This is a genomic window from Aneurinibacillus sp. REN35 (assembly GCF_041379945.2).
In the GTDB taxonomy this organism is placed as follows: Bacteria; Bacillota; Bacilli; order Aneurinibacillales; family Aneurinibacillaceae; genus Aneurinibacillus.
On the sequence record NZ_JBFTXJ020000021.1, the window covers coordinates 13,337 to 39,228 of the forward strand.

A 25,892-nucleotide genomic window follows, 5' to 3' on the forward strand; every position below is an offset into this window, starting at 1 on the left:
TTCCTTCTCTATTTATAGCGATATGTGATCCGCCCGCGGGTCAAATCATACGGTGATAATTCAACGGTGACTTTGTCACCCGGCAGTATACGAATGAAGTGCATACGGATTTTACCGGATACATGAGCCAGCACTTTATGCCCGTTCTCAAGCTCTACACGAAACATTGCGTTCGGAAGAGGTTCAATCACGGTACCTTCCACTTCAATTACGTCTTCTTTTGCCATAAAGCCACTCTCCTTTCTTCAGCACAGCTGCTTATAGGTAAGCATTCTTAACTCAGTCGATAAACCTATAATATCCCCACCGGCAATCATAACACAATGTATATACCAAAGGGAAATACTATTATTATTTATTCTGCGGTTAAGATTTCATAGCCTTCTTCAGTAATTGCAATTGTATGTTCAAAGTGAGCACACATTGAACCGTCCACGGTGACAACCGTCCAATTGTCAGCGAGTGTACGTACATGACGTTTACCCGCATTTACCATTGGTTCAATCGCCAGTACCATGCCCGGTTTTAATCTCGGTCCGCGTCCTGGAGGTCCAAAATTAGGAATTTGCGGATCTTCATGCAAATCCCGTCCGATGCCATGACCTACATATTCACGAACGATTGAAAAACCGGCTTCTTCTACGCAAACCTGAATGGCATGTGAGATATCTGTTAGACGGGCATCCGGCTTTGCCTGTGCCAATCCTTCGTAGAGAGACTTCTCGGTGATGTCTAGCAAACGCTGATTCTCCGGAGAAATCGAACCTACTCCATATGTCCAGGCCGAATCGCCATGATAGCCGTCCAATTCAGCTCCGATGTCGAGGCTGATGACATCCCCTTCATTCAGCTTGCGGCTGCCTGGAATACCATGAACGAGCTCTTCGTTAACTGAAGCGCATATGCTGCCTGTAAAGCCGCCGTATCCTTTGAAAGAAGGTTTTGCTCCATGCTTGCGGATGAAAGTCTCGGCGATTGCATCAAGTTCACCTGTCGTGATACCTGGACGAATCGCTTTTTGCAGTTCTTTATGCGTGAGAGCAACAATACGCCCTGCTTCTCTCATGATGTCGATCTCTGCTTTGGACTTGCATATAATCATTGAGCTTGACCTCTCAATAGTTCTGCAACATCCTCAAAAACCTGGTCTATATCTTGTTGCCCGTTAATGTTACGAAGCAATCCTTTTTCTTTATAATAATGTAAGATCGGAGCGGATTGCTCGATGTTTACATCGAGGCGAGTTGCAACGGTCGCTTCATTGTCATCATCACGCTGATACAATTCCCCGCCGCACTTATCGCAGATCCCTTCTTGGGAAGGAGGATTGAATATTACATGATACGTCGCTCCGCAGTTTTTGCAAATGCGGCGGCCGGTTAGCCGATCCATCAGAATGCCGCGGTCTACGTCGATATTAATCACATGGTCAATGTTGCGTTCCATTTCAGCAAGCGTTGCGTCCAGCGCTTCCGCCTGAGCCATAGTGCGCGGGAAGCCGTCTAACATAAAACCTTTCTCACAATCAGCTTTACCTAAACGTTCCTTTACAATACCAATGACAACCTCATCCGGTACTAAGAGTCCCTGGTCCATATATGATTTCGCTTGTTTACCCATCTCTGTTTGTTCTTTGATGGCTGCACGAAACATATCGCCGGTGGAAATGTGCGGAATACCGAAAGCTTCCACAATCTTTTCCCCCTGGGTTCCTTTTCCCGCTCCTGGTAATCCCATTAAGATAATATTCATCTCTACCCCTCCATACGTCAGTGAGTTTACAGCCTGTTTCGTATTACTTAATAAACCCTTTGTAATGGCGTTTCACAAGTTGGCTCTCGATTTGTTTCATTGTATCCAATGCAACCCCGATTACGATCAGAATGGCTGTACCACCGATCTGAATCGAAGGCGGTAGTCCGCTCACTTTGGAGAAGAAAACCGGAAGAATGGATACAAGTGCCAAGAAAGTTGCTCCTGCCAAAGTAATTCGGTTTAACGTTCGAGTAATAAATTGGGCTGTCTCATTTCCTGGACGTATTCCTGGGATATATCCGCCGTTCTTTTTCATGTTGTCAGCCATCTGCGTTGGATTAACTTGTACGTGCACATAGAAGTAGGTGAATCCAAAAATCAGAAGCACATACAACACCATGCCAATCCAGTTCTGAGAGCTAAACGTCTGGATGTTAAACGTTTGAATCACCCAGTTGGAAACAGGATGCCCTGGCCAGAATTGAGCAATCGTAGGCGGAAAAATAATCAGCGACAAAGCGAAGATAACCGGAATTACTCCTGCGCTGTTTACTTTCAGCGGTATGTGAGTCGATTGCCCACCGTACATTTTTCTGCCAACGACCCGTTTTGCATACTGCACAGGAATCTTACGCATTCCCTGCTGGATGAAAACAATTCCTATAATGACAAGGATAATCGCAAGCAGAATGCCTAAAACTTTAACGATATTTAGGAACATCTGATCCTCAGAGCCAATAAATTCTGAGGCATACAATTGCTTTGCACCATTCGGAATTGCAGCTACGATACCCGCAAAGATAATAATGGAAATACCGTTCCCGATGCCTTTCTCGGTGATTTGTTCACCAAGCCACATGAGAAAAGCTGTACCTGCGGTCAACACAATCGCAATCGTTGCGTAGGTTGTAAAAGAAGGATTCTGTACGAGGCCAGGCATCATTCCATTAAAACCGATGGAGAGACCCACCGCCTGAATCAAACCCAATACAATCGTAAAATAACGTGTAAACTGGGCAATTTTACGACGTCCGATATCTCCTTCTTTTTGCCACTGGGTAAATGTCGGAACAACATCCATCGCTAACAGCTGCATAATAATCGAAGCGGTAATGTACGGCATGATCCCCATTGCAAAAATGGAGAAGTTCTGCAGCGCACCGCCCGAGAATGTATTCAAGAAGCCGAAGATGTTGTTTTGCTGCGACAGCTGTTCAAGTACCGAGACGTTGATGTTCGGCACCGGAACAAAGCTGCCAATCCGAAAGACGACAAGCATCAAAAGGGTGAAAATCACCTTTCGACGCAAGTCGGCAATCTTAAACACATTGGCAAACGTGGAGAACATTAGATCACCTCGGTTTTTCCGCCAAGAGCCTCAATTTTCTCAACCGCAGATTGAGAAAACTTCTGGGCTTGAACCGTCAGCTTCACGTTTAGTTCTCCATTCCCTAAAATCTTCACGCCATCGTGCGTGTTTTTAATTACACCAGCTTCAAGAAGAGCTTCCGGTGTTACTACCGTACCTTCTTCGAACTGGTTCAATTTATCAAGATTGATTACAGCAAACACTTTGCGATTCGGGTTTGTAAAACCGCGCTTCGGCAAACGACGATACAGTGGATTTTGACCACCCTCGAAACCTGGGCGAACTCCGCCACCGGAACGAGCGTTTTGACCTTTATGTCCACGACCGGCCGTTTTACCGTTGCCGGTACCAATACCACGACCTACTCGCTTACGAGTGTGACGGGAACCTTCAGCAGGTTTAATTTCGTGTAAATTCATCGTTGCACCTCCTCTTTACGCAAGATATCTATTACTCAGCGATTTCCTTAACTTCAACCATATGCTTCACTTTTTCCACCATACCGCGCATTGCGGCATTGTCTTCTTTTACAACAGACTGGTGAATTTTGCGAAGACCAAGAGCTGCTACTGTCGCTTTTTGGTTTTGCGTACGCCCAATAAGACTTCTTTTGAGGGTGATTTGCAATTTAGCCATTGTCTAAGTCCCTCCTAACCTAAAAGCTCTTCCGCAGTTTTACCACGCAGTTTTGCAACTTGCTCAGCAGTTTTCAGACGGCTTAAACCCTCTAACGTAGCATTTACCATGTTGATTGGGTTATTAGAGCCTAGAGACTTACTCAATACATCGCCTACACCAGCAAGTTCAAGAACCGCACGAACAGGGCCACCGGCGATAACTCCAGTACCTTCTGAAGCTGGCTTCATGAATACTTTACCGGCACCAAAACGTCCGTTGATTTCGTGAGGCAGTGTTGTTCCTACGAGTGGAACTTTAATTAGATTTTTCTTTGCATCTTCGATGGCTTTACGGATCGCATCTGGTACCTCTTGAGCTTTACCCATGCCAGTACCTACGTGTCCATTCTTATCGCCAACGACTACGAGAGCGCTGAAGCTGAAACGACGTCCACCTTTAACAACCTTTGCAACACGGTTAATGGCGACTACTCTCTCTTCAAGCTCCAGGTTCGAAGCGTCAATACGCATGAAGTTTTCCCTCCTTGTGTAAGGAATTTCGTTCAATTAGAATTGCAGACCGGCTTCGCGCGCAGCATCTGCAAGAGTTTTAATACGTCCATGATACAAGTATCCACCACGGTCGAATACGACTTCTTTCACGCCTTTTTCGATACCGCGTTTTGCAATCAATTCGCCTACTTTTGCAGCAGCTTCTTGGTTGCCGCCGTGGCTGATTTGACCTTTAAGCTCAGGATCAACAGTAGAAGCAGCAGCGATGGTTACGCCAGCTACGTCATCGATCAGTTGAGCATAGATATGGTTAGAAGAACGGTACACGTTCAGGCGAGGAGCTTGAGTTGTACCGGAGATTTTTTTGCGTACACGCAGGTGTCTTTTCTTCCGTGCTTTGTTTTTATCTTGTTTAGAGATCACGTGATTCACTCCTTTCTTACATACGCCTTAGCGATTACTTCTTACCAGTTTTACCTTCTTTACGACGTACGCGTTCGCCTTGGTAGCGAATACCTTTACCTTTGTAAGGCTCAGGTCGACGTACAGCACGAATTTCAGAAGCGATTTGGCCTACGCGCTCTTTGTCAATACCTTTAACAATGATTTGCGTTTGTGCCGGAACTTCGAATTCAATGCCTTCTTCCGGAGTGATTTCAACTGGATGAGAATATCCAACGTTGAGTGTCAGGTTGCTACCGCTTTTAGCTGCACGATAACCTACACCAACCAATTCAAGCGTTTTAGCGAATCCGTTCGTTACGCCTTCCACCATGTTGGCGATAACGCTACGAGTTGTACCGTGCAGGGCGCGGTGCAATTTGTTATCAGAAGGACGTTCAACAACGATTTCGTTTCCTTCTACTTTCACGATTACTTCACTATGAAGCGTACGAGTAAGCGTACCCTTCGAACCTTTAACGGTCAATACTGTTCCATCAAGCTTTACGTCTACTCCTTCAGGAATAGCGATCGGTTTTTTACCAATACGGGACATCCGTTACACCTCCATTCGCTCTCGAATGTTATTACCAAATGTATGCGATCACTTCGCCGCCGACTTGTTGTTGGCGAGCTTGTTTGTCAGTCATAACGCCTTTTGATGTAGAAACAACGGCGATTCCTAATCCGCCCAGAACACGAGGAATCTCGCCCTTGTTGGCGTATACGCGCAGACCAGGTTTGCTAATGCGCTTCAGACCGTTAATTACACGTTCGTTATCTGCACCGTATTTCAAGAAAATACGGAGAATGCCTTGCTTGTTATCTTCTACGTACTCAACGTCACGAATAAAGCCTTCTTCTTTCAGCAGATTCGCGATGGCGTGCTTGATTTTGGAAGCAGGTACTTCCAGCTTCTCATGACGCACCATGTTGGCATTGCGAATGCGAGTAAGCATATCTGCAATTGGATCTGTCATTACCATATGTTTTACCTCCTTCCCATTCTAAGGGATTACCAGCTTGCTTTCTTCACTCCAGGCAGTTGGCCTTGGTATGCTAAGTCGCGAATACAAATCCGGCAAAGTTTAAATTTACGGTACACGGAATGCGGACGACCACAACGTTCGCAGCGTGTGTAGGCCTGAACTTTAAACTTCGGCTTACGTTGCTGTTTCACGATCATTGATTTTTTAGCCACTTGTTTCCCTCCTTATCGTATAGGAATCCGTACTTACTTGACGAAAGGAGCGCCAAATTGTGTCAACAGTTCGCGGCCTTCTTCGTCCGTTTGTGCCGTTGTTACGATTACGATGTCCATTCCGCGAATTGCGTCCACTTTATCGTACTCGATTTCCGGGAAGATCAATTGTTCTTTTAATCCGAGCGTGTAGTTTCCGCGTCCATCAAACGCTTTGTTGGAAATACCACGGAAGTCACGTACGCGCGGAAGAGAGATGTTGAATAATTTATCCAGGAAGTGGTACATACGCTCGCCGCGCAGTGTCACTTTCACGCCGATTGGCATGCCTTCACGAAGACGGAAGCCTGCGATAGACTTCTTCGCACGAGTGATAACCGGCTTTTGACCTGCGATTGCTTCGATGTCACGAACCGCATTGTCTAAAACTTTTGGGTTAGCAACGGCTTCGCCCAAACCGATGTTGATCACGATCTTGTCGATTTTAGGAACCTGCATAACAGACTTATATTCGAACTTCTGCATTAAAGCAGGAGTGATTTTCTCTTTGTATTGCTCTAACATTCTTGCAGCCATTTAGATGACCTCCTTTCCGACCTGACTACTTATCCAATGCTTCGCCAGATTTTTTTGCAATGCGTACTTTCTTTCCGTCTACAATTTTTGAACCGATACGAGTCGGCTCGCCCGTTTTCGGATCAGCGATCATTACGTTAGAAGCATGAATGGCAGCTTCTTGTGTAACGATACCGCCCTGCGGGTTATTGGCGTTCGGACGAGTGTGTTTCTTAACCATGTTTACGCCTTCTACAAGCACACGGCCTGTTTTCGGGTACGCAGCAAGAACGCGTCCTTTTTTACCTTTATCTTTACCGCTGATAACAACTACGTTGTCACCGGATTTCACGTGCATTTTCTTTTGTTCGGACATGACGGCACCTCCTTATGTTTACTTAATGCCTTTTAAGCAGGATTTACAGTACTTCAGGAGCCAGAGATACGATCTTCATGAACTCTTTATCACGAAGTTCCCGGGCAACTGGTCCGAAAATACGAGTTCCACGCGGGCCTTTATCATCACGAACAATTACCGCTGCGTTCTCATCAAAGCGAATGTATGAACCGTCTTTACGACGAGCACCGCTCTTAGAACGTACGATTACAGCTTTGACAATGTCGCCCTTCTTAACAACGCCACCTGGTGTTGCCTGTTTTACCGAGCAAACAATAACGTCGCCAATGTTAGCGGATTTACGGCCAGAACCGCCGAGCACTTTAATACACATCAGTTCTTTCGCGCCAGAGTTATCAGCTACGCGCAAACGAGTTTGAGTTTGGATCACGGAGAGTCCCTCCCTTCAGTTGTAACTAACGTTCGATCATATTTTAAATAATAACGGCTTTCTCAACCACTTCAACCAGTCTCCAACGTTTGTCTTTTGACAACGGGCGAGTTTCCATGATTTTAACTAGATCGCCGATCTTTGCAGTGTTTTGCTCATCATGAGCTTTGAACTTCTTGGAATATTTCACGCGCTTTCCGTAAAGCGGGTGCTTTTTGTATGTTTCGACCAGAACAACAATTGTTTTGTCCATTTTGTCAGAAACAACTCGACCAAGAACAACTTTACGTGCATTGCGTTCTTCTGCCATGTTTGCGACCTCCTCTCTAATCTATTAGCTAATGCCTAATTCACGTTCACGCAGGATCGTTTTTGCTTTTGCGATATCTTTGCGCACTTGACGAATACGTGCAGGGTTTTCTAATTGACCAGTCGCTAATTGAAAACGGAGGTTGAAAAGCTCTTCCTTCATGGAAGTGACTTTTTGTTCAATTTCGGCAGTGGTTAGGTTGCGAATTTCATTAGCTTTCATTTGCGTCACCACCCAATTCTTCCCGTTTTACAAACTTACATTTAACCGGAAGTTTGTGCATAGCCAGACGCATTGCTTCACGAGCTACCTCTTCAGGTACGCCAGCCAGCTCAAACATTACTTTTCCAGGTTTTACGATTGCTACCCAGCCTTCAACAGAACCTTTACCGGAACCCATCCGTACTTCAAGCGGCTTCGCAGTGATCGGTTTGTCTGGGAAAATTTTAATCCATACTTTACCGCCACGTTTGATGTAACGAGTCATCGCAATACGAGCGGCTTCGATTTGACGGTTTGTAATCCAAGAGGCTTCTAAAGCTTGAAGGCCATATTCACCAAACGTTACTTGAGTACCGCCTTTAGCTTGACCTCTCATTTTTCCGCGATGTTGTTTGCGGTGTTTTACGCGTTTAGGGATCAACATGATTATTGGCCTCCTTCCTCTTGAGTTCTCTTCTTCGCTTGAGGAAGAACTTCTCCGCGATAAATCCATACTTTAACGCCGATTTTTCCGTACGTAGTATCGGCTTCAGCTGTACCATAATCAATATCAGCACGCAGTGTGTGAAGCGGAACTGTTCCTTCGCTATATCCTTCAGAACGAGCGATATCCGCGCCACCAAGGCGACCACTTACCATTGTTTTGATACCTTGAGCACCTGCACGCATAGAACGTTGCAGAGATTGTTTTTGTGCACGACGGAAAGAAATACGGTTTTCCAATTGACGTGCGATGCTTTGTGCAACAAGAGTCGCATCCATATCAGGATTTTTGATCTCGTTGATGTTGATGTGCACTTTCTTGCCAGTCAAAGCAGACAGCGCTTTGCGAAGCTTCTCAACTTCACTACCACCTTTACCAATAACCATACCTGGCTTAGCAGTGTGGATAGAAACATTTAGACGGTTGGCAGCACGCTCGATTTCAACAGTAGAAACGGAAGCGTCTTTCAACTGGGTTTTTACATATTCACGTACCTTAAGATCTTCGTGTAACAGATCAGCGTAATCCTTCTCTGCGAACCACTTGGATTCCCAATCACGGATGACGCCAACCCGAAGTCCTATCGGGCTAACTTTTTGACCCACTCGCTATCCCTCCTTATTTCTCGGATAAAATTACTGTAACGTGACTTGTACGTTTATTGATTCGGCTCGCACGACCCATGGCGCGAGGACGGAAACGTTTCAGTGTTGGACCTTCATCAACAAATACCTTGGTGATAACCAGGTTATTTGCGTCAAGGTTCAGGTTGTGCTCTGCATTTGCAATAGCTGACATTAAGACTTTCTCCACAACCGGAGAAGATGCTTTCGGCGTGTGCTTCAGAATGGCGATTGCTTCGCCTACTTGCTTGCCACGGATTAAGTCAACTACCAGGCGCATCTTGCGAGGAGCAATACGGATATTACGAGCTACCGCTTTAGCTTCCATTTGAGTAACCCCCTCTCTTACTTCAACGTATCAGTGATTATCTTCTTGTTTTCTTGTCGGAATCAACGTGACCTTTAAAGGTACGAGTTGGAGCGAATTCTCCAAGTTTATGTCCGACCATATCTTCGGTTACATATACAGGTACGTGTTTACGTCCGTCGTACACTGCAAATGTATGACCAATGAAGTCAGGGAAGATTGTAGAGCGGCGAGACCAAGTTTTGATAACCTTTTTGTCGCCTTTTTCATTTTGCTCTTCGACCTTTTTCATTAAATGATCATCAACAAAAGGTCCCTTTTTTAAGCTGCGTCCCATGAACGAACCTCCCTTCATATTAGAAGTGCGGTGGCTTGCGACCGCACCTTAGTTAAGCAGCATTACTTCTTGCGGCTGCGGATAATGTATTTGCTAGAATGCTTGTTTTTCTTACGAGTTTTCGCACCAAGTGTCGGTTTACCCCAAGGAGTAAGCGGGCCACTACGACCGATCGGAGCGCGACCTTCACCACCACCGTGTGGGTGATCATTCGGGTTCATTACAGAACCGCGGACTGTAGGGCGCTTGCCTAACCAGCGAGAACGACCTGCTTTACCGATGTTGATAAGTTCATGCTCAAGGTTACCAACTTGACCAATTGTTGCACGGCACTCTTTACGGATCATACGAGTTTCGCCAGAAGCCAGACGCACGATTACGTATTCGCCATCGCGACCAAGCAATTGAGCTTCTGTACCAGCAGAACGAACGAGCTGTCCGCCTTTACCTGCTTTTAACTCGATATTGTGGATAACTGTACCTACCGGGATGTTAGCCAACGGCAGTGCGTTACCTACTTTAATATCAGCATCCGGACCGGATACAATAGTCATGCCTACTTGCAGACCATTCGGAGCCAGGATGTAGCGCTTTTCACCATCAGCGTAGTTGATCAGCGCAATGTTTGCAGAACGGTTCGGGTCGTATTCGATTGTAGCAACGCGACCAGGAATACCGTCTTTGTTACGTTTGAAGTCAATGATACGATATTTCTTCTTATGACCGCCACCATGATGACGAACTGTGATTTTACCTTGGTTATTGCGGCCAGCTGTTTTGCTTTTCGGCGCAAGTAGAGATTTTTCCGGGGTGGAAGTTGTAATCTCATCAAAAGTAGACACAGTCATTTGACGGCGACCAGGAGAAGTCGGTTTATACTTTTTAATTGCCATTTGTTTTCCCTCCTTCACTTACGTCGCTAGAACTTAGACACCTTCAAAGAAATCCAGCGATTTGCTATCTTCGCTCAGCTGCACAATCGCTTTTTTCCAGTCAGAACGTTTACCGAAATATTTACCTACGCGCTTCGGCTTACCTTTAACACGCATTGTGTTTACGTTCAAAACTTTTACGTCGAAAATGCGTTGAACCGCATCTTTGATTTCTGTTTTGTTTGCACGCAAATCAACTTCGAATACGTATTTGTTGCTGGACATCATGTCAGCAGTACGTTCGGTAATAACCGGGCGCTTGATAATATCACGAGGATCTTTCATTATGCAAGCACCTCCTCAACTTTTGCGACTGCATCCTGCGTAATCAGCAACTTATCATGATGCAGAACATCAAGAACGTTGATTCCGTTAGCAGAAACGAATTTCACGCCAGGAATGTTGCGAGCGGACAGTGCCACGTTGTCATTGTATTCACCAGTTACAACAAGCACTTTGTTATCCACTTTGAGATTTCCGAGCACTTTTACCATTTCTTTGGTTTTTGGTGCATCGAAGCTCAGTGCGTCTAGTACCATGATTCCCTCGTTCTTCACTTTAGAAGACAGAGCGGATTTGATCGCAAGACGACGAACTTTTTTCGGAAGCTTGTAAGAGTAGCTGCGAGGAGTTGGTCCGAAAACCACGCCGCCGCCTACCCATTGAGGGGAACGAATGCTACCTTGACGGGCGCGTCCTGTTCCTTTTTGCTTCCAAGGTTTACGACCACCGCCACGTACGGCGGAACGATTTTTTACAGCGTGTGTACCAGCACGGCGAGAAGCCTGTTGCATGATAACCGCATCAGCAAGCACCGCTTCGTTTGGTTCGATACCGAATACTGCATCGGACAGTTCGATTTCACCTACTTGGGAGCCAGCTTGATTGAAAAGTGTTACTTTAGGCATTACAAGTCCTCCTTTCCTGCTTAGTTACCGCCTTTAATGGCAGTTTTCACAACTACAAAGCTGTTTTTCGGTCCTGGAATGGCACCTTTAACGAGCAGCAAGTTGCGTTCTGTATCTACAGATACGATTTCAAGATTTTGAACCGTAACTTTCTCTCCGCCCATGCGGCCTGGCAATGCTTTGCCTTTCAGTACGCGGTTCGCTGCGATAGAACCCATGGAACCAGGACGACGATGGTAACGGGAACCGTGAGCCATCGGTCCGCGAGATTGACCGTGACGCTTGATCGCACCTGCAAAACCTTTACCTTTTGAAGTGCCGGTTACGTCAACAACGTCTCCCTCTGCGAAAACATCTGCTTTTAACTCTTGACCTACTTCGTAGTTAGCGAGATCAACATTACGAAGTTCACGAACAAATCGCTTAGGTGTTGTGTTAGCTTTTGCTGCATGGCCTTTTTCAGGCTTATTGGTCCGCACTGCTTTCTTATCGGCGAAACCAATTTGAATTGCTTCATATCCATCAGTGGTTTGATCCTTCTTTTGAAGAACCACACAAGGACCTGCTTCGATAACAGTTACGGGAACTACGATACCTTCAGCAGTAAAAACTTGGGTCATCCCAACTTTTTTACCTAAGATTCCTTTGGTCATGATAGCCACCTCCTATTGAGTAATTACATTCATGTATTTATTTCGTTCATTTATTATTAATAAGTAGTTCGAATTCAAACTTACAGCTTGATTTCGATATCTACACCGGACGGCAGATCCAAACGCATCAGTGAGTCAACCGTTTGCGGTGTTGGGTTCACAATGTCGATCAAGCGCTTGTGTGTGCGCATCTCGAACTGTTCACGAGAATCTTTGTATTTGTGTACCGCACGAAGAATCGTGAATACATTACGCTCAGTCGGAAGCGGGATCGGGCCAGATACCTCTGCACCGGAACGCTTCGCAGTATCAACAATCTTCTCTGCGGACTGATCAAGAATTCTGTGATCGTATGCTTTTAAGCGGATACGAATTTTTTGTTTTGCCATTTTAGTCCCTCCTTTTTCGCCTATTTTGATAAACAGACAATTCTCAGCGGAAAAACCCGACCGCCAGGCCATGGCATCGGAGCCTGGTGTGTCAGCAACCTCCCGCGTCATCGCGTTCATCAAACCAACATTCAACATTATATCGAGAATATAGATTGAATGCAAGGTTTTTCTGTATCTGCATCATTTTTATATAATGACTCAGACCTTGAATATTCTATCGTATACTTGGGTAAAAAGCAAGTAATCAGGCTTAACTTTTTTTCTGTCCGCGTTCTTTTCTGTTTCTTCCTATATATATGCCATTATTTATCCTCTTCTTCTGCTCTTCCATGAGTTCATGCTTCTTTATATGATGTATAAATGCTTGGACATTGCCGCACGTTAAGGAAGAGCATGCATGACGGCATTGCATTACTTTAATTATGAGGAGATGGGCGAGATGGCACAAAAGAATAAGAAGAAACAGGAAATTCAGGATGTCCACACATTGATCAACCAGCTAGAGAAAATGCCTGCCACGACAAATGTAGCGGACAAAATAGAGCAGGACGAAGTAAACCATCGAGATAGCGGCGTACATGATAATCAATAAATAAGAAGCAGCGAGACCTATCTATAAGGTTCTCGCTTTCTTTTTTATAAGCGATTCAATGTACGCTTTGTCACACGCACTTACTCAGGAACAGCAACGTATACTGATTCACTGTAGCTTCATGTGTTTGCATACAAGAGAAAAACATTGAACAAAAATAAACGAAATGATAATATATCTATATATTAAATAAACAAATAGGGAGATTGTTTTTATGCAAGCAGTTACCGACTTATTCTGGAACGCTTCATTACCAGAAATAAAACGAGGCTATATTTACGAAGCCAAAACAGAAAACTATACCTGTCTCATTTGTGGGCGCCGTTTTATTCAGGGTGTTATTTATCCATATGAGGATGTGCTCTATGATGCCGAGACGTTTACACGTCTGCATATTACACATGAGCATGGTTCTCCATTCGACTTCCTCATTAATCTCGATAAGAAGCTAACCGGGCTTACTGATCACCAAAAAACAATCATCCGTTATTTCTATCAGGGGCTTAGCGATCATGATATCGTCAAGGAATTGGATGGAGGCAGTACATCTACTATTCGTAATCATCGCTTTACTTTGAGGGAGAAGGCAAAGCAGGCGAAAATGTTGCTCGCAATTATGGAGCTTATGGAAGAAAAAACAGCTAAACCACAGCAGTTTATTAGCATTCCCCGCAGCGCTACTATGGTGGATGAACGCTTTGCGATCACCGAAGAGGAAAACAAAGCGATTCTTACTGCGTATTTCAAACAGGGGCTCGATGGCCCGCTATCAGAATTTCCAAAGAAGGAAAAACGTAAGATCGCAATTCTTACACATATTGCGCGTCGCTTTGAGATGAACCGGCACTATACCGAGAAGGAGATCAACAATATCCTAAAAGAAATATATCCCGATTACGTGACGATTCGGCGCTATCTAATTGAGTATGGATTTATGGATCGCTACCCCGATTGCAGTGCCTATTGGATAAAACCATAAAGAAGGAGAAAAGAAATGAACGAGCAAAAACGAGCGGAGATCAAACGAGAATATAAGCAAAAGAGTGCTCCTATGGGCGTTTACCAAATCAAAAACCTGACGACAGGGAAAATTTTTATAGGAAGCTGTCCCAATCTAGAGGCGATGAAAAATCGCCAATGGTTTGAACTGAATATGGGTTCCCATCAAAATACGGAACTGATGGCCGATTGGAAAACATACGGTGAAGACAACTTTTCATTTGAAATACTGGAGCAGTTAAAACCCGCCGAAGGAACAGCAGGAAATCAACAACATCCCCGTGTATATCGCAAACAACTGCAGGAGATGGAAGAAAAATGGCTGCAGAAGCTTACGCCGTATGGAGATAAAGGATATCATTCCATATAACGTGATACCAAATAGAAAAAAACAATCCCGTCAGCATGATCAAGACCTACATTAAAAAAGATAATTAAACGAAAAGAAAAGCCAAGCATGCTGTCACTTGAACATGCTTGGCTTTTTTGTTTTGTGTGCGTTATTTTTACGTACATTTCTTTACAATAGCCACTTTATTTACCTACAAAATAAATAGTAAAAACTAACCCATTGATCACTAATGCTGATAAAGGAACGATGGCAACAAATGCGGATATAACTAATTCCCTTTTGGTTCTATTTGAATTAGCTTTAACAATACTAAATAATGAAGAGAGAACTAAAATGAATATAGTTAGAGTGCTAATTAACAATATGTTTCGATTCATTTCACCAGTTACACTTGCAATATCTTCCACGAAAAATACTGCTATGAGCCCTGCAATCCCCAACATAAATGAAGCTACAAACCATTTCGTGAATTTATCTATTTTGCATACCTCCTAATCATCTCTTTATAGTGGGGCTGCCTTCTCCGCTGTATTATGCCTGATTAATTTTCCGATTGATCTCCCGGCTGATCTCTGCCAGCTCGCTGGCAAGTTCAGCTACATTGCTTGACGCATCACGCATTTCCTGAGAGACAACCTCTAGATTCTTAATGTCACCGGTTACCTTCTTGATGCCCACAAGAGATGCAGAGATTGCCTTCATAATATCCTGGAAGCTCGTTTTTGCCTGCGAAGCATAACTCGTACCAGTCTCCATCATACTAGTCGTTCCGTTTAGTGAACCGACGACTTCCTGTACATTCGATTGCGAAATCTGCACCAACTCAGAGATTTCTGTCAGCGCTTTGCTTGTATCATCCGCGAGCTTCTTCACTTCATTCGCTACGACCATAAAGCTACGACCGTGTTCACCACCGGCGCGCGATGCTTCAATCGCCGCATTTAACGCCAGGATATTGGTCATCTTCGAGATTTTTTGAATGAACTCAATAATGGATTCGATCTGACTGGAACTCTCGCTTAATTTCATAATTTTGTCCTGCACGCTGTTAAAAAACGCTTCGATCTGCCCCATCGTTTCAAACGTTTTATCAATAATTTTTTCGCCTTCGCTTGCATGTGTTACAATATTTTCCGCGCTTGCTTCAATAAGCTGGGCATCATCATACACTTTCTCTGTCGCATAGAACATCTCACTCGCCGACGAGCTTGTTTCCTCGGCAGTCGCTGCCAATGTTTCCCCTGACTCAACCAGCTTGCGCTGCACATGCTTAATCTCTTCCTGTACACGCATGCGGTCTTTAATATAGATGGCAATGTATGACTCCATAATAATCTGTGTATCCAGATTCATAAGTCCAGAAAGAGCCGATATTATTTCTATCCCCTTATGTAAGTCATGGCGGGCGTATTTCTCTGCGATACGCTGTACAAAAAACTCTGTAATCACCTGGTTGGCCGCAATGTACCAGCTCGGTAGAAGACGAACACGATTGTGTACGTTACCAATACGCATCCGTGCCTGTACGTATTCTAAATCAACCTTATCAGTAGCAAGACTCTCACAATACATAACAAAGGTCTTCCCAAGTCGTTCGACGGTAGAATGCTCATGAATAATGGACTTCAATTCCTCATGCTGCATCAGCTTCTCATAGAAAACCTCAACAAGCTCCTGTGCCAGATTACTAATCAGTTCTTTGTTTTCGGCTAAGAGCCGCAAACGAGCAGGCGTAAGATTAAGGAATCGCTTATGTGTCTCTAACTCTGCTATCGTAATATGCTCAAAGATATTCGGTCTTCCGCTGCGAATTCTTTCTTGGTAGTCTTCCATCTGATTCTCTAAGGTACTGTTCATTGCTCTACTCTCCTTTATCACTCAATACATTCTTCTATATCCTCTGGCATAGAATTGTTTCAACATCCTTGTTTGTATGTTTTTGGAATGCTTTTATTTTATCATAATTTTTGTTTTTATATGACATTTATCACACCCATTCAAAAATTCTCCTTTCCACTCCAAGGAAATAAGTCACATACAAATTTATTACTCTTTCCTTGCTATGAATCACAAAAATTGTAGGTATACATATCTAATTTTGATGCGCTCAGCCTTTTGTGTATATCAATGTTTTCAAAAGCCCTAGCATTTACGCTATAATAGTTAACAAGCTAGATCACGCTCTATGATTTTCCATATACCTGTATATACATAGCACGCTTTCCAATACATACGCCAAAGGAGAAATAGAGAATGGCGATACTGATTGTAGATGATAACCAGGTTAACCGCTTCGTTATCGAAAAAATCCTTATGAACGCAGGATATACGGACTGTGTATCTCTTCCTTCCGCCCATGAATTGTTCGAATATCTACAAATGGGAGAGGAGAAACCTCAGTATCCTGCTGTTGATCTGATTCTGCTCGATATTATGATGCCAGAAATTGACGGGATTGAAGCCTGTCGACGCCTGCAGCAAACCTCCCATCTAAAAGATATTCCGATCATTTTCGTTACTGCATTGGAGGATTCCAACAAATTGGCCGAGGCATTGGATGTAGGCGGCATCGACTACATTATGAAACCTATCAATAAAGTGGAGTTGCTCGCACGTATTCGTGTCGCTCTGCGGCTTAAATATGAGAAAGACTGGCACGCCAATCAGGAGAAGAAAATTCGCGACGAGCTTGACCTGGCGATGCAGGTACAGCGTAGTCTGCTCAGTGAACCGGTACACGAAAATAACCTCCATATCACCGCTTCTTATCTCCCTTCATTCAAGCTAGCCGGCGACATGTATTATTGGCATAAAATCGACAAGAATCGATATGGCGTCATTCTACTTGACATGATGGGACATGGGATTTCTGCCTCTCTCGTATGTATGTTTATCTCTTCTGTTCTACGGGATGCCATCAAGCTTTTTGTAGACCCGGAATGGGTCATCAAAGAACTCAACCGCTATATGATGCTTTTGTATAAACGGGAGAATTACATTCATTATTACTTTACCGCCATTTATCTTGTTATTGATACCAAAAATAAAACCGTGGAGTACGTAAACGCGGGGCATCCACAAGGCTACGCTTTATTGGATGGAGAAAAAATACAGCCGCTTGATAGCGGTTGCTGTGCGGTTGGATTCTTTGAAGATATTGATGTACAGAAATCCATCATCCACTATAAGGATAGTATTCAAATCTTTTTATTTACTGATGGTGTTACAGAAACTCTGCAAAAGGAAGGCGATGAAGACCTCGCGCGTTTACAATCCGCAGCTACGACTCATTGGGACGCAGCAGATTCCCCCATCGACCTTGTATTGCCTCAGGATTGGCAAAGCGGACAGGCTGATGACATGTGCATTGTTATGGTTCAAGCCAATTAAACGAAAGAAGCGGTACCCCAGGCCCGGGCGTACCGCTTCTTTCATTATAGCTTTCGATAAATTCTCTCTAGAGTATCAAAGTCTTCATAGCATTCAGCACGCTTTACAGAGCGAAGTGATTCCTTGCTTCCGAGACCAAGGAAGCCCTTTTTACAAAGACTCTCATAGAATAACTCATGTACTTGATTTTGTAATTCAGACGTAAAGTAAATCAATACATTCCGACAAATAATTACGTGAAATTCATTAAACGAGCTATCTGTCACAAGATTATGCTGGGCGAACACAATATTCTTCGAAAGTGAGCGATGAAGATATGCATGTCGATGATCAGTCGTATAATACTCAGAAAATGCCCGGATGCCTCCTGCTTGCAGATAATTCTTCGTATATGTCTGCATCCGATTGATAGAGAAGACACCCTCCTCAGCTCTCTTCAGTATTACCTCGTTCATATCAGTGGCATAAATTTTCGTCTGCTCACCTAATCCCTCTTCTTCCATCAGAATCGCCATAGAAAATGCTTCCTCGCCACTTGCGCACCCCGCATGCCAGATGCGGATCTCAGGGTATTCCCGCAACAGCGGCACAACCTTTTTTCGGAAGGAGTAGAAAAAGCTAGGATCACGAAACATCTCCGTTACATTGATAGAGAAATCGCTTAGAAGCTTATCCATATATCCCGGCTGATGAAGCACACGCTCCAACACACCGGTTATTGTGGATATTTTATCAAGCCGCATTCGATTCTGAATCCTTCTCCCGATAGAAGAACGCATATACTTACGGAAATCAAAACCAGAAACTCGATAGATTGCTTCAAGAAGCAAGTCAATCTCAAGGTTCTCCCGTTCATTTATCTGCGATTCCTCTACGGAAAGCCATAGCTCATTGTCTTTATTATTCATATCCCACCTACTTCGTCAACCATACTCGCATCACAGACATCAATTGCTCAAGCTTTAGCGGCTTACTGATATAATCCGATGCCCCTGCCTCTAAACATTTCTCTCGATCACCCTTCATTGCTTTTGCTGTTAATGCAATAATCGGAAGATCAGCGAACCTATCTACTTCACGAATGCAGCGCATTGTCTCATACCCGTCCATATCCGGCATCATAATGTCCATGAGCACAACATCGATCGTCTCCATCGTATTCATTACCTGAAGACACTCCATTCCGTTCCATGCTGTAATCACATGCATGCCTTCATTTTCAAGCGCATTTTTCAATGCAAAAATATTACGGTTATCATCATCGACCACGATTACATTTTTTCCTCGGAACACATTCTCATCTTCTGCGGGCAGGAGCGGTACACTTGTATTTCTTCCCTGCTCTTCAGGCACTCCTAAAGGAAGTAAATGTAACTCCTTCTCTTCTGTCTCTAAAGCTCCTGCGGCAACTTCTATAGCGACAGAAGTTACTTCTTCCGTCCGTGAGAGCCCATTTGGCAGACTTGGGACATAGAGAATAAATGTGCTTCCTTGCCCTTCTTCACTTACTACGGTAACCCATCCGCCTAACAGACGCACAAACTCTCGACAGATCGATAAGCCAAGCCCGGTTCCACCATACTTGCGCATCGTCGCTCCATCCGCCTGCTGGAACGCTTCAAAAATCAAATTCTGCTTCTCACGCGGAATCCCAATGCCTGTATCTGTAACCGAGATCTCAAGCCAGCAATCGGCCCCCTCGGTTCTGATCCACTTGGCCACACTCGACTCTTCAACTTTGCGCATGATTACAGAGACCGAACCTGTTTCTGTAAATTTAAAGGCGTTGGATAATAAATTCTTCAAGATTTGTTGAAATCTCTGCTCATCTGTATAGAAAATATCCGGAAGATCTTCGCTCTTCTCGATCGTAAAAGCCAATTCTTTTTGCTTTGCTATATGAGAGAAATTCCGCTCTAACCTAACTGGAAGCTCACTCATATTCATCTCGCTAAACATAATATCAAGCTTTCCTGCTTCGACCTTAGATAGATCTAAAATATCATTGATTAATGTTAATAAATCTTGTCCAGAAGAATGAATAACCTGTGCAAATTCTCGCTGTTCCTCCACGGAAGTGCCATCTTGATTCTCAGACAGCATCTCAGAAAGAATAAGGATGCTATTAAGCGGCGTACGCAGTTCATGCGACATATTCGCGAGAAATTCCGATTTATATTTAGAGCTGAGCAGCAGCTGTTCTGCCTTCTCCTCAAGCTCTGTTTTGGCACGTTCTAGCTCACTCGATTTCTGCTCCGCTTCCTCGCTGCGCTCTTCTAACTGTTCATTAATCATCCGCAGCTCTTCAGATTGCATCTGCAATTCCTCAGATTGTGCCTGCAATTCTTCGGATTGTGCCTGCAGCTCTTCTGTCATAGCCTGCGACTCTTTTAATAGACGCTCTACTTCCATTCTGCCCAGCACGCTATTCACCGTAATCCCTAATGTATCAAGCAGTTGCTCTAAAAGCTTTTGCTGTAGCGGCGTGAAGGCTGTAAGACTTGCCAATTCAACAACTGCCACGACGTTTCCTTCGAATTTAACCGGAGCGATCATGATGCTTGCCGGCCGCACTTCGCCAAGTCCAGATACGATCGGTTGATAATTGTTCGGAATGTCTTCCACGTAGCGAACCCGACCATCCCGTGCACATTGTCCGATCAGTCCTTCACCTAGACGAATCTTCTCTCTCCCTGCACCGTCCATATGCGAAGCGAACGCTGCCAGTTTAACAAACCTTGCTCCTTCTGCTTCGCTTTCGCGAATGTAGAATACACCAAGGGACGCCCCCGTCATCTCACATATCCGATCAATAAAGCGTCCGGCAAGCGTCTCAACAGACGCAATTCCCTGATACATCGTAGCAATATCGGCAATCCTTGTTTGCAGCCAATTCTGCTCGCCAATTCTTTCATTATACCTCTGTTCTTTTCGATTATGCTCTTCCAAAGAGGAGGCCATCTCATTAAACGCAAGCGCAATCTGACCAATTTCATCCTTGGTTTTAGCCTCGATTCGCGGTAGGGAGGTGGTGTTCGTAAAATCTACCTGTCCCATAACCTGCGTGATTTTATGGAGTTGCAATGAAGTGCTGCGAATCACCCAAAGCGCGACTCCCATGCTGATGACAAGGCAGATTGCAACAGCTATAACCGTAAAGTTCAGCATCATCTCATAGGTACCGTTCGCCCGCTGCAGAGCTTCATCCATCAGACTTTCCTGATACTCTTTAAATTGAGAAATCTGATTCACAAGAGTGGAACGCTTCTCACGCTGATCCTCAAGAAGCGGGCGGAAGTCATCTACCGGCATTCCTGCTTGTATGTTTTGAATGATTTTTCGTTCTATCTCTACATATATACCGTATTGCGTTTGAAGTTCAGCAAGTAGCTCTTGAGATTTCTGCCGGTTCAATATCCCCGAAAGCATTCTTATATCAGCCTGAATCTTTGCCCGACCGCTTTCTATCGTTTGGATGCTTGTCTTCATATCGGCTGTATTCAGTCCATTAAGCAGATAAAGAAGTTCCCGATCGGATGCCGAGAAATTCTGTCTAATCTCTGTTGCCGCCTTCACCTTACCGTAGCGATCTCCCACAATCTCTAGAAGATCGTTCCTGACGCTGTTCATCATGATGATGATAGCGCCCAACAAGATGACAATGAAGAGTAAGATCATCCCGAATCCCAAGAATTGTTTCTTCTTAAAGCTCATCCTCTTCCTCTCGCTTCCTGTTTGAAACCTATTGATTCTTTTATCTTAGTATAATCGGCACCTGTGGACTATGGTAAAATTTCTTCTTTTTCCATGGGTTTTTTCACGTTTCCCCAAAAAAATTATGTAAAAAGAACGACGTTTTTTACGTTGTTCGTATATACAAAGAAAAATGGCCCCGATGACTACTTTCGGGACCATTCCATATGTTAAGCCGAGGCCGTAGCGACTCCGACTGATGGAGTTGTCGCATCATGGATGAGCTGCTCTAAACGCTCTCTATGCTGCGTGATTTCTTGCTCATTCCAGTTCAGCACCCTGCCCATATAAGCCATGACAGGTTCTTTCCATTGCGTAACCCAATCAATATTAAAATATAGAGCGCCAGTGCGACGGACAAAGTAATCCTCCGGCGTAGCCGCCATCTCTTCTTCCATCGCATAGACAACAGAAGCAAAGACGGCCTTCGATAATCCAGAGGATGCAGCACTCTCTCTCCGTTCACGAATCATCGTATACAGTCTGTTTACATTTGAGCCGTAGCGGCGTGCCAACTGCTCCGCATCCTCTGCAGATAGCCCTACCGCAATTCCTTCTTTCACCTGCTGTTGTACAAACGCATCAAAGTTATCTGAGCCGCCTACATCCCCACCTGAGAGCCTGATCTTATCCGTTGAGCAGCCCGGATATGATCCCTGTCCTTCCTCCTTTAGTTGGGATGCAACCAGATCAATGATACGCTCCGCCATCTTGCGGTACCCTGTGAGTTTGCCGCCCGCAATCGTTAGCAGCCCAGACTCGGAGATGAAAATCTCATCTTTGCGGGATAGCTCAGACGGAGACTTCCCATCCTCATGAATGAGCGGACGCAGGCCTGCCCAGCTTGATTCTACGTCGTTGGCGGTAAGCTTCAATGTAGGAAACATAAAGTTTGCCGCACGTATAATATAATCACGGTCTTCTACGGTCATCTTGGGATTTGCAATATCGCCTTGGTAATTCGTATCTGTCGTTCCGATGTATGTTTTGCCCTCACGTGGAATAGCAAAAACCATACGGCCATCCGGTGTATCGAAGTAGACAGACTGCCGAAGCGGAAATCTTTTACCGTCTATGACAAGATGGATGCCCTTCGTTAAGTGCAGACGCTTGCCTTTTTTCGAGCCGTCCTTTTCACGAATTTTATCCACCCACGGACCGGCCGCATTGATCACTTTCTTGGCACGAAGGGTACGCTTCTCTCCGCTTAACTGATCTACTGCAACAACTCCTATGATTTTTTCATTCTCATACAGAAGCTCTTCTGCCTTTACATAGTTAAGCGCCTTAGCTCCCCGGTGTACCGCTTCCTTCATCACTTCCATCGTCAGTCTGGCATCATCCGTACGGTATTCTACATAATAGCCGCCACCTTTTAGCTTATCTGTACGAAGCAGTGGTTCTTTTTGTAATGTTTCTTCCTTACTTAGCATAATGCGCCGCTCATCGCGTTTTACGCCTGCAAGCGTATCATATACACGCAGGCCGATGGATGTAGCAAACTTACCGTACGTGCCGCCTTCAATCATCGGCAGCAGCATCCACTCCGGTGTCGTTACATGAGGCGCATTCTCATAGACGATGGCACGCTCTTTACCTACTTCAGCGACCAGCTTGAATTCAAGTTGCTTCAAATAGCGCAGGCCGCCATGCACAAGCTTAGTGGAGCGACTCGAAGTCCCTGCTGCGAAATCCTGCATTTCTATAAGTGCCGTGTTCATTCCCCGTGATTGTGCATCCAGTGCAATACCGGCTCCGGTGATGCCACCCCCGATCACAAGAACGTCAAATTGTTTATTTTCCATCTCACGTAGAATATGCGCTCGCTGCTTACTTGCAAATAGTTGATTCATGTTGTGTCACTCTCCTGCTTTTATAGTATAAGACGTAGGGCAGTCCCTTATCCTTTTCCCAAAAACAAAAAGACCACAACAAAATCCTTAATTATTTAAAGGATTTGCTGTGGTCTTCTCCTGTTCTCCGACCCATATTAACTTTTAAAGTTTCGATATACATAATGTAACACATCTACATATATGCATCAAGGTACACATTTGCTTACTGTTTGATTTTAAAACCCATCGTCGCCTCAACAGCCTTCTTCCAGCCCGCGTACAGTTGTGCGCTTTCTTCTTCTTTCATATCTACCTCAAATTGCTTCTCCATCTGCCATTTGGCTGCAATTTCTTCTCGACTGCTCCAGAATCCGACAGCCAGGCCCGCAAGATAAGCAGCGCCAAGTGCAGTCGTTTCATTGATTACGGGACGTTCTACTGGCACGCCGAGAATATCGCTTTGGAACTGCATAAGAAAATCATTTTTCACCGCACCGCCATCTACACGCAGCGTCTTCAATTCGATGCCAGAATCCGCTTCCATGGCGGACAATACATCCTTTGTTTGGTACGCGAGCGATTCAAGCGTCGCACGAATAAAGTGCTCTTTTTCTGTACCACGAGTTAAGCCGAAGATAGCACCGCGCACATCACTATCCCAGTACGGCGTACCCAATCCAACAAAGGCAGGGACCATATACACGCCACCCGTAGAATCTACACGCTTGGCATATTGTTCACTATCAGTCGCAGATTTCAGCATACGCAGCCCATCACGCAGCCATTGGATGGCTGAACCAGCTACAAATATGCTTCCTTCAAGCGCATACTCGACTTTGCCATCAATTCCCCAGGCCAGCGTAGTGAGAAGACCATGCTCAGATTTTACAGCCGTCTCACCCGTATTCATCAGCATGAAGCAGCCTGTGCCATATGTGTTCTTAGCCATTCCTTTCTCATAGCAAGCCTGTCCGAACAAAGCTGCCTGCTGATCCCCGGCGGCTCCGGCAATCGGAATGCGTTCACCGAAGAAATGATAATCAACTGTCTCTCCATATATTTCAGAGGAAGGACGCACCTCCGGCAGCATGCTGCGAGGTATGCCAAGCATCTCTAATAATTCGTCATCCCATTGCTGTTCATAAATATTGTACATCAATGTACGAGAAGCATTGGAGTAGTCTGTTACATGGGCCTGTCCCCCCGACAGACGCCAAATCAGCCACGTATCGATCGTTCCAAACAGCAGATCGCCCGCTTCCGCCCTCTCTCTTACACCTTCTATATTATCAAGTATCCATTTAACTTTCGTGCCGGAGAAGTAAGCGTCAATCAGAAGTCCGGTCTTATCGCGCACCATATCAGCGTATCCTTTAGCTTTCAATTCATTGCATATATCAGAGGTCTGGCGAGATTGCCAAACAATGGCGTGGTAGACAGGATCGCCCGTATTCTTATCCCACACGACAGTTGTCTCCCGCTGATTCGTAATACCGATGGCCGCAATCTCTTTTGGCTTAATATTTGAGTTTGAGAGCGCTTCCGCAATCACCGCAAGAATAGAACCCCAGATTTCATGCGCATTATGTTCAACCCAACCTGGTTTTGGAAAGTACTGCGGGAATTCTCTTTGCGCAACGGTTACAATTTTACCTTCTTTATTGAATAAGATGGCGCGCGAGCTGGTTGTTCCTTGATCCAAAGCAAGAACGTATTTCTTTTCCATGAACGATCGCTCCTTTTTCTATGGTTAGTACATATGCTAATTCGTTACTCTATGCTGTAAAAAACATGGCATAAAACCAAGCACCAAGCACTCCACCAATAATAGGCCCGACAATTGGAATCCAGGCATATCCCCAGTTGGAACTTCCCTTTCCTGCGATCGGCAGTACAGCATGGGCAATACGCGGACCTAAATCTCTGGCCGGGTTAATCGCATAGCCGGTCGTTCCTCCTAACGATAATCCGATGCTGACGATTAAGAAGCCGACAATAAACGGATTCAGCCCATCAGCAAACTTATTTGCTCCAATTGCCAAAATTCCAAGTACAAGCACAAATGTTCCAATAATTTCGCTGATGACATTTGAAACACGGTGAGGAATTGCTGGGTCCGTCGCAAATACTGCCAGCTTAGCCGCCGGGTCTTCTGTTACTTTCCAATGCGGAAGATAGTGCAGCCACACGACTACAGCACCGAGAAAAGCGCCGATTAACTGGGCTAGAATATACATCGGGACATCACTCCACGGAAATTGCCCTGCAACCGCAAGTCCAATCGTCAAAGCGGGATTTAAGTGTGCTCCGCTAATACCGCCGACCGCATAGGCAGCCATCGCAACGGCAAGCCCCCAGCCTAGTGTAATTACAATCCAACCGGAATCATGCGCTTTTGTCTTCTTTAGTACCACACCTGCGACAACACCGTCACCCAAAATAATCAAAATCATAGTTCCTATTATTTCTCCTAAGAACGGTGACATCCCTGTTTCCTCCTCTGTTTTTAGTGACAAAATAAAAATCCACAGCAAACATCTCCTATAGGTTATTACCCATAGAAA

Annotated in this window: 35 protein-coding genes; 4 read left to right on the top strand and 31 right to left on the bottom strand. The window is 44.8% G+C overall.

Annotated features, from left to right (window positions below; all coding sequences use genetic code 11):
* Window positions 1–8: 8 nt before the first annotated feature.
* The 25 genes from infA to rpsJ all read right to left on the bottom strand — a co-directional run bounded on the left by infA (window position 9) and on the right by rpsJ (window position 12,404).
* A complete protein-coding gene (gene infA, locus AB3351_RS22440; protein WP_003322635.1) occupies window positions 9–227 on the bottom strand; it encodes a translation initiation factor IF-1 in 219 nt (72 codons plus the stop codon).
* Window positions 228–355: 128 nt separating this feature from the next.
* On the bottom strand, window positions 356–1,102 hold the full coding sequence (gene map, locus AB3351_RS22445; RefSeq protein WP_371149348.1) for a type I methionyl aminopeptidase: 747 nt from the start codon (window positions 1,100–1,102) through the stop codon (window positions 356–358).
* Window positions 1,099–1,752, bottom strand: coding sequence for an adenylate kinase (locus tag AB3351_RS22450; RefSeq protein WP_371149349.1), 654 nt, complete (start codon window positions 1,750–1,752; stop codon window positions 1,099–1,101). Before AB3351_RS22450 ends, map begins: the two co-directional genes overlap by 4 nt.
* A gap of 43 nt (window positions 1,753–1,795) precedes the next feature.
* Complete coding sequence (gene secY, locus AB3351_RS22455; protein WP_371149350.1) at window positions 1,796–3,103, bottom strand: preprotein translocase subunit SecY; 1,308 nt, start codon at window positions 3,101–3,103, stop codon at window positions 1,796–1,798.
* On the bottom strand, window positions 3,103–3,543 hold the full coding sequence (gene rplO, locus AB3351_RS22460) for a 50S ribosomal protein L15 (protein ID WP_371149351.1): 441 nt from the start codon (window positions 3,541–3,543) through the stop codon (window positions 3,103–3,105). Before rplO ends, secY begins: the two co-directional genes overlap by 1 nt.
* A 31-nt stretch (window positions 3,544–3,574) precedes the next feature.
* Window positions 3,575–3,760, bottom strand: a complete 186-nt coding sequence (gene rpmD, locus AB3351_RS22465; protein WP_206248993.1) for a 50S ribosomal protein L30 — start codon at window positions 3,758–3,760, stop codon at window positions 3,575–3,577.
* Between the two features lie 14 nt (window positions 3,761–3,774).
* The gene (gene rpsE, locus AB3351_RS22470) at window positions 3,775–4,272 is read right to left on the bottom strand and encodes a 30S ribosomal protein S5 (RefSeq protein ID WP_043066246.1); all 498 of its coding nucleotides are present in this window, start codon (window positions 4,270–4,272) and stop codon (window positions 3,775–3,777) included.
* Between the two features lie 36 nt (window positions 4,273–4,308).
* On the bottom strand, window positions 4,309–4,677 hold the full coding sequence (rplR, locus tag AB3351_RS22475) for a 50S ribosomal protein L18 (protein WP_371149352.1): 369 nt from the start codon (window positions 4,675–4,677) through the stop codon (window positions 4,309–4,311).
* A gap of 34 nt (window positions 4,678–4,711) precedes the next feature.
* A complete protein-coding gene (rplF, locus tag AB3351_RS22480; RefSeq protein WP_371149353.1) occupies window positions 4,712–5,251 on the bottom strand; it encodes a 50S ribosomal protein L6 in 540 nt (179 codons plus the stop codon).
* A gap of 31 nt (window positions 5,252–5,282) precedes the next feature.
* A complete protein-coding gene (gene rpsH / locus AB3351_RS22485) occupies window positions 5,283–5,681 on the bottom strand; it encodes a 30S ribosomal protein S8 (protein ID WP_206248989.1) in 399 nt (132 codons plus the stop codon).
* A gap of 29 nt (window positions 5,682–5,710) precedes the next feature.
* A complete protein-coding gene (locus AB3351_RS22490) occupies window positions 5,711–5,896 on the bottom strand; it encodes a type Z 30S ribosomal protein S14 (RefSeq protein ID WP_040305028.1) in 186 nt (61 codons plus the stop codon).
* 33 nt (window positions 5,897–5,929) lie between these two features.
* Entirely contained in the window at window positions 5,930–6,472 is a 543-nt protein-coding gene (rplE, locus tag AB3351_RS22495; RefSeq protein ID WP_371149354.1) for a 50S ribosomal protein L5, read from the bottom strand.
* A gap of 25 nt (window positions 6,473–6,497) precedes the next feature.
* Window positions 6,498–6,809: a 50S ribosomal protein L24 gene (rplX, locus tag AB3351_RS22500; RefSeq protein WP_371149390.1), complete on the bottom strand. Its 312-nt coding sequence runs from the start codon at window positions 6,807–6,809 to the stop codon at window positions 6,498–6,500.
* A gap of 61 nt (window positions 6,810–6,870) precedes the next feature.
* Entirely contained in the window at window positions 6,871–7,239 is a 369-nt protein-coding gene (gene rplN, locus AB3351_RS22505; RefSeq protein ID WP_206248987.1) for a 50S ribosomal protein L14, read from the bottom strand.
* Between the two features lie 43 nt (window positions 7,240–7,282).
* Window positions 7,283–7,549 (bottom strand): 30S ribosomal protein S17, encoded by a 267-nt coding sequence (rpsQ, locus tag AB3351_RS22510; RefSeq protein ID WP_021624755.1) that lies wholly within the window; start codon window positions 7,547–7,549, stop codon window positions 7,283–7,285.
* A gap of 24 nt (window positions 7,550–7,573) precedes the next feature.
* On the bottom strand, window positions 7,574–7,771 hold the full coding sequence (rpmC, locus tag AB3351_RS22515) for a 50S ribosomal protein L29 (RefSeq protein ID WP_371149355.1): 198 nt from the start codon (window positions 7,769–7,771) through the stop codon (window positions 7,574–7,576).
* Window positions 7,761–8,195 (bottom strand): 50S ribosomal protein L16, encoded by a 435-nt coding sequence (gene rplP, locus AB3351_RS22520; RefSeq protein ID WP_206248984.1) that lies wholly within the window; start codon window positions 8,193–8,195, stop codon window positions 7,761–7,763. The genes rpmC and rplP overlap by 11 nt, the downstream gene beginning before the upstream one ends.
* Before the next feature lie 2 nt (window positions 8,196–8,197).
* A complete protein-coding gene (gene rpsC / locus AB3351_RS22525; RefSeq protein ID WP_371149356.1) occupies window positions 8,198–8,860 on the bottom strand; it encodes a 30S ribosomal protein S3 in 663 nt (220 codons plus the stop codon).
* 13 nt (window positions 8,861–8,873) lie between these two features.
* On the bottom strand, window positions 8,874–9,206 hold the full coding sequence (gene rplV / locus AB3351_RS22530) for a 50S ribosomal protein L22 (RefSeq protein WP_371149357.1): 333 nt from the start codon (window positions 9,204–9,206) through the stop codon (window positions 8,874–8,876).
* Window positions 9,207–9,243: 37 nt separating this feature from the next.
* Window positions 9,244–9,522 carry a 30S ribosomal protein S19 gene (gene rpsS, locus AB3351_RS22535; RefSeq protein ID WP_206248981.1) on the bottom strand — a complete coding sequence of 93 codons (279 nt, stop codon included), beginning with the start codon at window positions 9,520–9,522 and terminating at the stop codon, window positions 9,244–9,246.
* Window positions 9,523–9,584: 62 nt separating this feature from the next.
* Complete coding sequence (gene rplB, locus AB3351_RS22540; protein WP_371149358.1) at window positions 9,585–10,415, bottom strand: 50S ribosomal protein L2; 831 nt, start codon at window positions 10,413–10,415, stop codon at window positions 9,585–9,587.
* Between the two features lie 33 nt (window positions 10,416–10,448).
* Complete coding sequence (gene rplW / locus AB3351_RS22545) at window positions 10,449–10,739, bottom strand: 50S ribosomal protein L23 (RefSeq protein ID WP_371149359.1); 291 nt, start codon at window positions 10,737–10,739, stop codon at window positions 10,449–10,451.
* The gene (gene rplD / locus AB3351_RS22550) at window positions 10,739–11,362 is read right to left on the bottom strand and encodes a 50S ribosomal protein L4 (RefSeq protein WP_371149360.1); all 624 of its coding nucleotides are present in this window, start codon (window positions 11,360–11,362) and stop codon (window positions 10,739–10,741) included. Before rplD ends, rplW begins: the two co-directional genes overlap by 1 nt.
* Window positions 11,363–11,382: 20 nt before the next feature.
* The gene (gene rplC / locus AB3351_RS22555) at window positions 11,383–12,015 is read right to left on the bottom strand and encodes a 50S ribosomal protein L3 (RefSeq protein WP_371149361.1); all 633 of its coding nucleotides are present in this window, start codon (window positions 12,013–12,015) and stop codon (window positions 11,383–11,385) included.
* 80 nt (window positions 12,016–12,095) lie between these two features.
* The gene (gene rpsJ / locus AB3351_RS22560) at window positions 12,096–12,404 is read right to left on the bottom strand and encodes a 30S ribosomal protein S10 (protein WP_040305031.1); all 309 of its coding nucleotides are present in this window, start codon (window positions 12,402–12,404) and stop codon (window positions 12,096–12,098) included.
* Window positions 12,405–12,804: 400 nt separating this feature from the next.
* Here rpsJ and AB3351_RS22565 point away from each other — a divergent pair, with 400 nt between their 5' ends.
* The 3 genes from AB3351_RS22565 (at window position 12,805) to AB3351_RS22575 (ending at window position 14,368) form a co-directional block, all read left to right on the top strand.
* Complete coding sequence (locus AB3351_RS22565) at window positions 12,805–12,999, top strand: hypothetical protein (RefSeq protein ID WP_371149362.1); 195 nt, start codon at window positions 12,805–12,807, stop codon at window positions 12,997–12,999.
* A 214-nt stretch (window positions 13,000–13,213) separates the two neighbouring features.
* Window positions 13,214–13,978 (top strand): DUF2087 domain-containing protein, encoded by a 765-nt coding sequence (locus AB3351_RS22570; RefSeq protein ID WP_371149363.1) that lies wholly within the window; start codon window positions 13,214–13,216, stop codon window positions 13,976–13,978.
* 15 nt (window positions 13,979–13,993) lie between these two features.
* On the top strand, window positions 13,994–14,368 hold the full coding sequence (locus AB3351_RS22575) for a GIY-YIG nuclease family protein (RefSeq protein ID WP_371149364.1): 375 nt from the start codon (window positions 13,994–13,996) through the stop codon (window positions 14,366–14,368).
* A gap of 513 nt (window positions 14,369–14,881) precedes the next feature.
* Here the strand turns inward: AB3351_RS22575 and AB3351_RS22580 are convergent.
* Entirely contained in the window at window positions 14,882–16,207 is a 1,326-nt protein-coding gene (locus tag AB3351_RS22580) for a protoglobin domain-containing protein (RefSeq protein WP_371149365.1), read from the bottom strand.
* A gap of 396 nt (window positions 16,208–16,603) precedes the next feature.
* On the opposite strand from AB3351_RS22580, the gene AB3351_RS22585 reads away from it, so the two are divergent.
* Entirely contained in the window at window positions 16,604–17,740 is a 1,137-nt protein-coding gene (locus AB3351_RS22585; RefSeq protein ID WP_371149366.1) for a SpoIIE family protein phosphatase, read from the top strand.
* A gap of 44 nt (window positions 17,741–17,784) precedes the next feature.
* Here the strand turns inward: AB3351_RS22585 and AB3351_RS22590 are convergent, their stop codons facing one another.
* The 5 genes from AB3351_RS22590 to AB3351_RS22610 all read right to left on the bottom strand — a co-directional run bounded on the left by AB3351_RS22590 (window position 17,785) and on the right by AB3351_RS22610 (window position 25,814).
* Complete coding sequence (locus tag AB3351_RS22590; RefSeq protein ID WP_371149367.1) at window positions 17,785–18,648, bottom strand: CheR family methyltransferase; 864 nt, start codon at window positions 18,646–18,648, stop codon at window positions 17,785–17,787.
* 7 nt (window positions 18,649–18,655) lie between these two features.
* A complete protein-coding gene (locus AB3351_RS22595) occupies window positions 18,656–21,454 on the bottom strand; it encodes an ATP-binding protein (RefSeq protein ID WP_371149368.1) in 2,799 nt (932 codons plus the stop codon).
* 209 nt (window positions 21,455–21,663) lie between these two features.
* On the bottom strand, window positions 21,664–23,346 hold the full coding sequence (locus AB3351_RS22600; RefSeq protein WP_371149369.1) for a glycerol-3-phosphate dehydrogenase/oxidase: 1,683 nt from the start codon (window positions 23,344–23,346) through the stop codon (window positions 21,664–21,666).
* A gap of 205 nt (window positions 23,347–23,551) precedes the next feature.
* Window positions 23,552–25,054: a glycerol kinase GlpK gene (gene glpK, locus AB3351_RS22605; protein ID WP_371149370.1), complete on the bottom strand. Its 1,503-nt coding sequence runs from the start codon at window positions 25,052–25,054 to the stop codon at window positions 23,552–23,554.
* Between the two features lie 49 nt (window positions 25,055–25,103).
* A complete protein-coding gene (locus tag AB3351_RS22610) occupies window positions 25,104–25,814 on the bottom strand; it encodes an MIP/aquaporin family protein (protein ID WP_371149371.1) in 711 nt (236 codons plus the stop codon).
* Between the last annotated feature and the right edge of the window lie 78 nt (window positions 25,815–25,892).

Bases quoted from the DNA above. Each gene is read 5' to 3' on its own strand.
- rplO (WP_371149351.1), bottom strand. From the start codon at position 3,543: ATGAATTTACACGAAATTAAACCTGCTGAAGGTTCCCGTCACACTCGT.
- AB3351_RS22575 (WP_371149364.1), top strand. From the start codon at position 13,994: ATGAACGAGCAAAAACGAGCGGAGATCAAACGAGAATATAAGCAAAAG.
- AB3351_RS22600 (WP_371149369.1), bottom strand. From the start codon at position 23,346: ATGAATCAACTATTTGCAAGTAAGCAGCGAGCGCATATTCTACGTGAG.
- AB3351_RS22565 (WP_371149362.1), top strand. From the start codon at position 12,805: ATGACGGCATTGCATTACTTTAATTATGAGGAGATGGGCGAGATGGCA.
- rplW (WP_371149359.1), bottom strand. From the start codon at position 10,739: ATGAAAGATCCTCGTGATATTATCAAGCGCCCGGTTATTACCGAACGT.
- rplF (WP_371149353.1), bottom strand. From the start codon at position 5,251: ATGTCCCGTATTGGTAAAAAACCGATCGCTATTCCTGAAGGAGTAGAC.
- infA (WP_003322635.1), bottom strand. From the start codon at position 227: ATGGCAAAAGAAGACGTAATTGAAGTGGAAGGTACCGTGATTGAACCT.
- AB3351_RS22595 (WP_371149368.1), bottom strand. From the start codon at position 21,454: ATGAGCTTTAAGAAGAAACAATTCTTGGGATTCGGGATGATCTTACTC.
- rplC (WP_371149361.1), bottom strand. From the start codon at position 12,015: ATGACCAAAGGAATCTTAGGTAAAAAAGTTGGGATGACCCAAGTTTTT.
- rpsQ (WP_021624755.1), bottom strand. From the start codon at position 7,549: ATGGCAGAAGAACGCAATGCACGTAAAGTTGTTCTTGGTCGAGTTGTT.
- AB3351_RS22610 (WP_371149371.1), bottom strand. From the start codon at position 25,814: ATGTCACCGTTCTTAGGAGAAATAATAGGAACTATGATTTTGATTATT.
- AB3351_RS22450 (WP_371149349.1), bottom strand. From the start codon at position 1,752: ATGAATATTATCTTAATGGGATTACCAGGAGCGGGAAAAGGAACCCAG.
- rplX (WP_371149390.1), bottom strand. From the start codon at position 6,809: ATGCACGTGAAATCCGGTGACAACGTAGTTGTTATCAGCGGTAAAGAT.
- AB3351_RS22580 (WP_371149365.1), bottom strand. From the start codon at position 16,207: ATGAACAGTACCTTAGAGAATCAGATGGAAGACTACCAAGAAAGAATT.
- rpsJ (WP_040305031.1), bottom strand. From the start codon at position 12,404: ATGGCAAAACAAAAAATTCGTATCCGCTTAAAAGCATACGATCACAGA.
- rplB (WP_371149358.1), bottom strand. From the start codon at position 10,415: ATGGCAATTAAAAAGTATAAACCGACTTCTCCTGGTCGCCGTCAAATG.
- map (WP_371149348.1), bottom strand. From the start codon at position 1,102: ATGATTATATGCAAGTCCAAAGCAGAGATCGACATCATGAGAGAAGCA.
- rplE (WP_371149354.1), bottom strand. From the start codon at position 6,472: ATGGCTGCAAGAATGTTAGAGCAATACAAAGAGAAAATCACTCCTGCT.
- AB3351_RS22570 (WP_371149363.1), top strand. From the start codon at position 13,214: ATGCAAGCAGTTACCGACTTATTCTGGAACGCTTCATTACCAGAAATA.
- AB3351_RS22585 (WP_371149366.1), top strand. From the start codon at position 16,604: ATGGCGATACTGATTGTAGATGATAACCAGGTTAACCGCTTCGTTATC.
- rplP (WP_206248984.1), bottom strand. From the start codon at position 8,195: ATGTTGATCCCTAAACGCGTAAAACACCGCAAACAACATCGCGGAAAA.
- rpsE (WP_043066246.1), bottom strand. From the start codon at position 4,272: ATGCGTATTGACGCTTCGAACCTGGAGCTTGAAGAGAGAGTAGTCGCC.
- rpmD (WP_206248993.1), bottom strand. From the start codon at position 3,760: ATGGCTAAATTGCAAATCACCCTCAAAAGAAGTCTTATTGGGCGTACG.
- secY (WP_371149350.1), bottom strand. From the start codon at position 3,103: ATGTTCTCCACGTTTGCCAATGTGTTTAAGATTGCCGACTTGCGTCGA.
- rplD (WP_371149360.1), bottom strand. From the start codon at position 11,362: ATGCCTAAAGTAACACTTTTCAATCAAGCTGGCTCCCAAGTAGGTGAA.
- glpK (WP_371149370.1), bottom strand. From the start codon at position 25,054: ATGGAAAAGAAATACGTTCTTGCTTTGGATCAAGGAACAACCAGCTCG.
- rpsH (WP_206248989.1), bottom strand. From the start codon at position 5,681: ATGGTAATGACAGATCCAATTGCAGATATGCTTACTCGCATTCGCAAT.
- rpmC (WP_371149355.1), bottom strand. From the start codon at position 7,771: ATGAAAGCTAATGAAATTCGCAACCTAACCACTGCCGAAATTGAACAA.
- rpsS (WP_206248981.1), bottom strand. From the start codon at position 9,522: ATGGGACGCAGCTTAAAAAAGGGACCTTTTGTTGATGATCATTTAATG.
- rplV (WP_371149357.1), bottom strand. From the start codon at position 9,206: ATGGAAGCTAAAGCGGTAGCTCGTAATATCCGTATTGCTCCTCGCAAG.
- AB3351_RS22590 (WP_371149367.1), bottom strand. From the start codon at position 18,648: ATGAATAATAAAGACAATGAGCTATGGCTTTCCGTAGAGGAATCGCAG.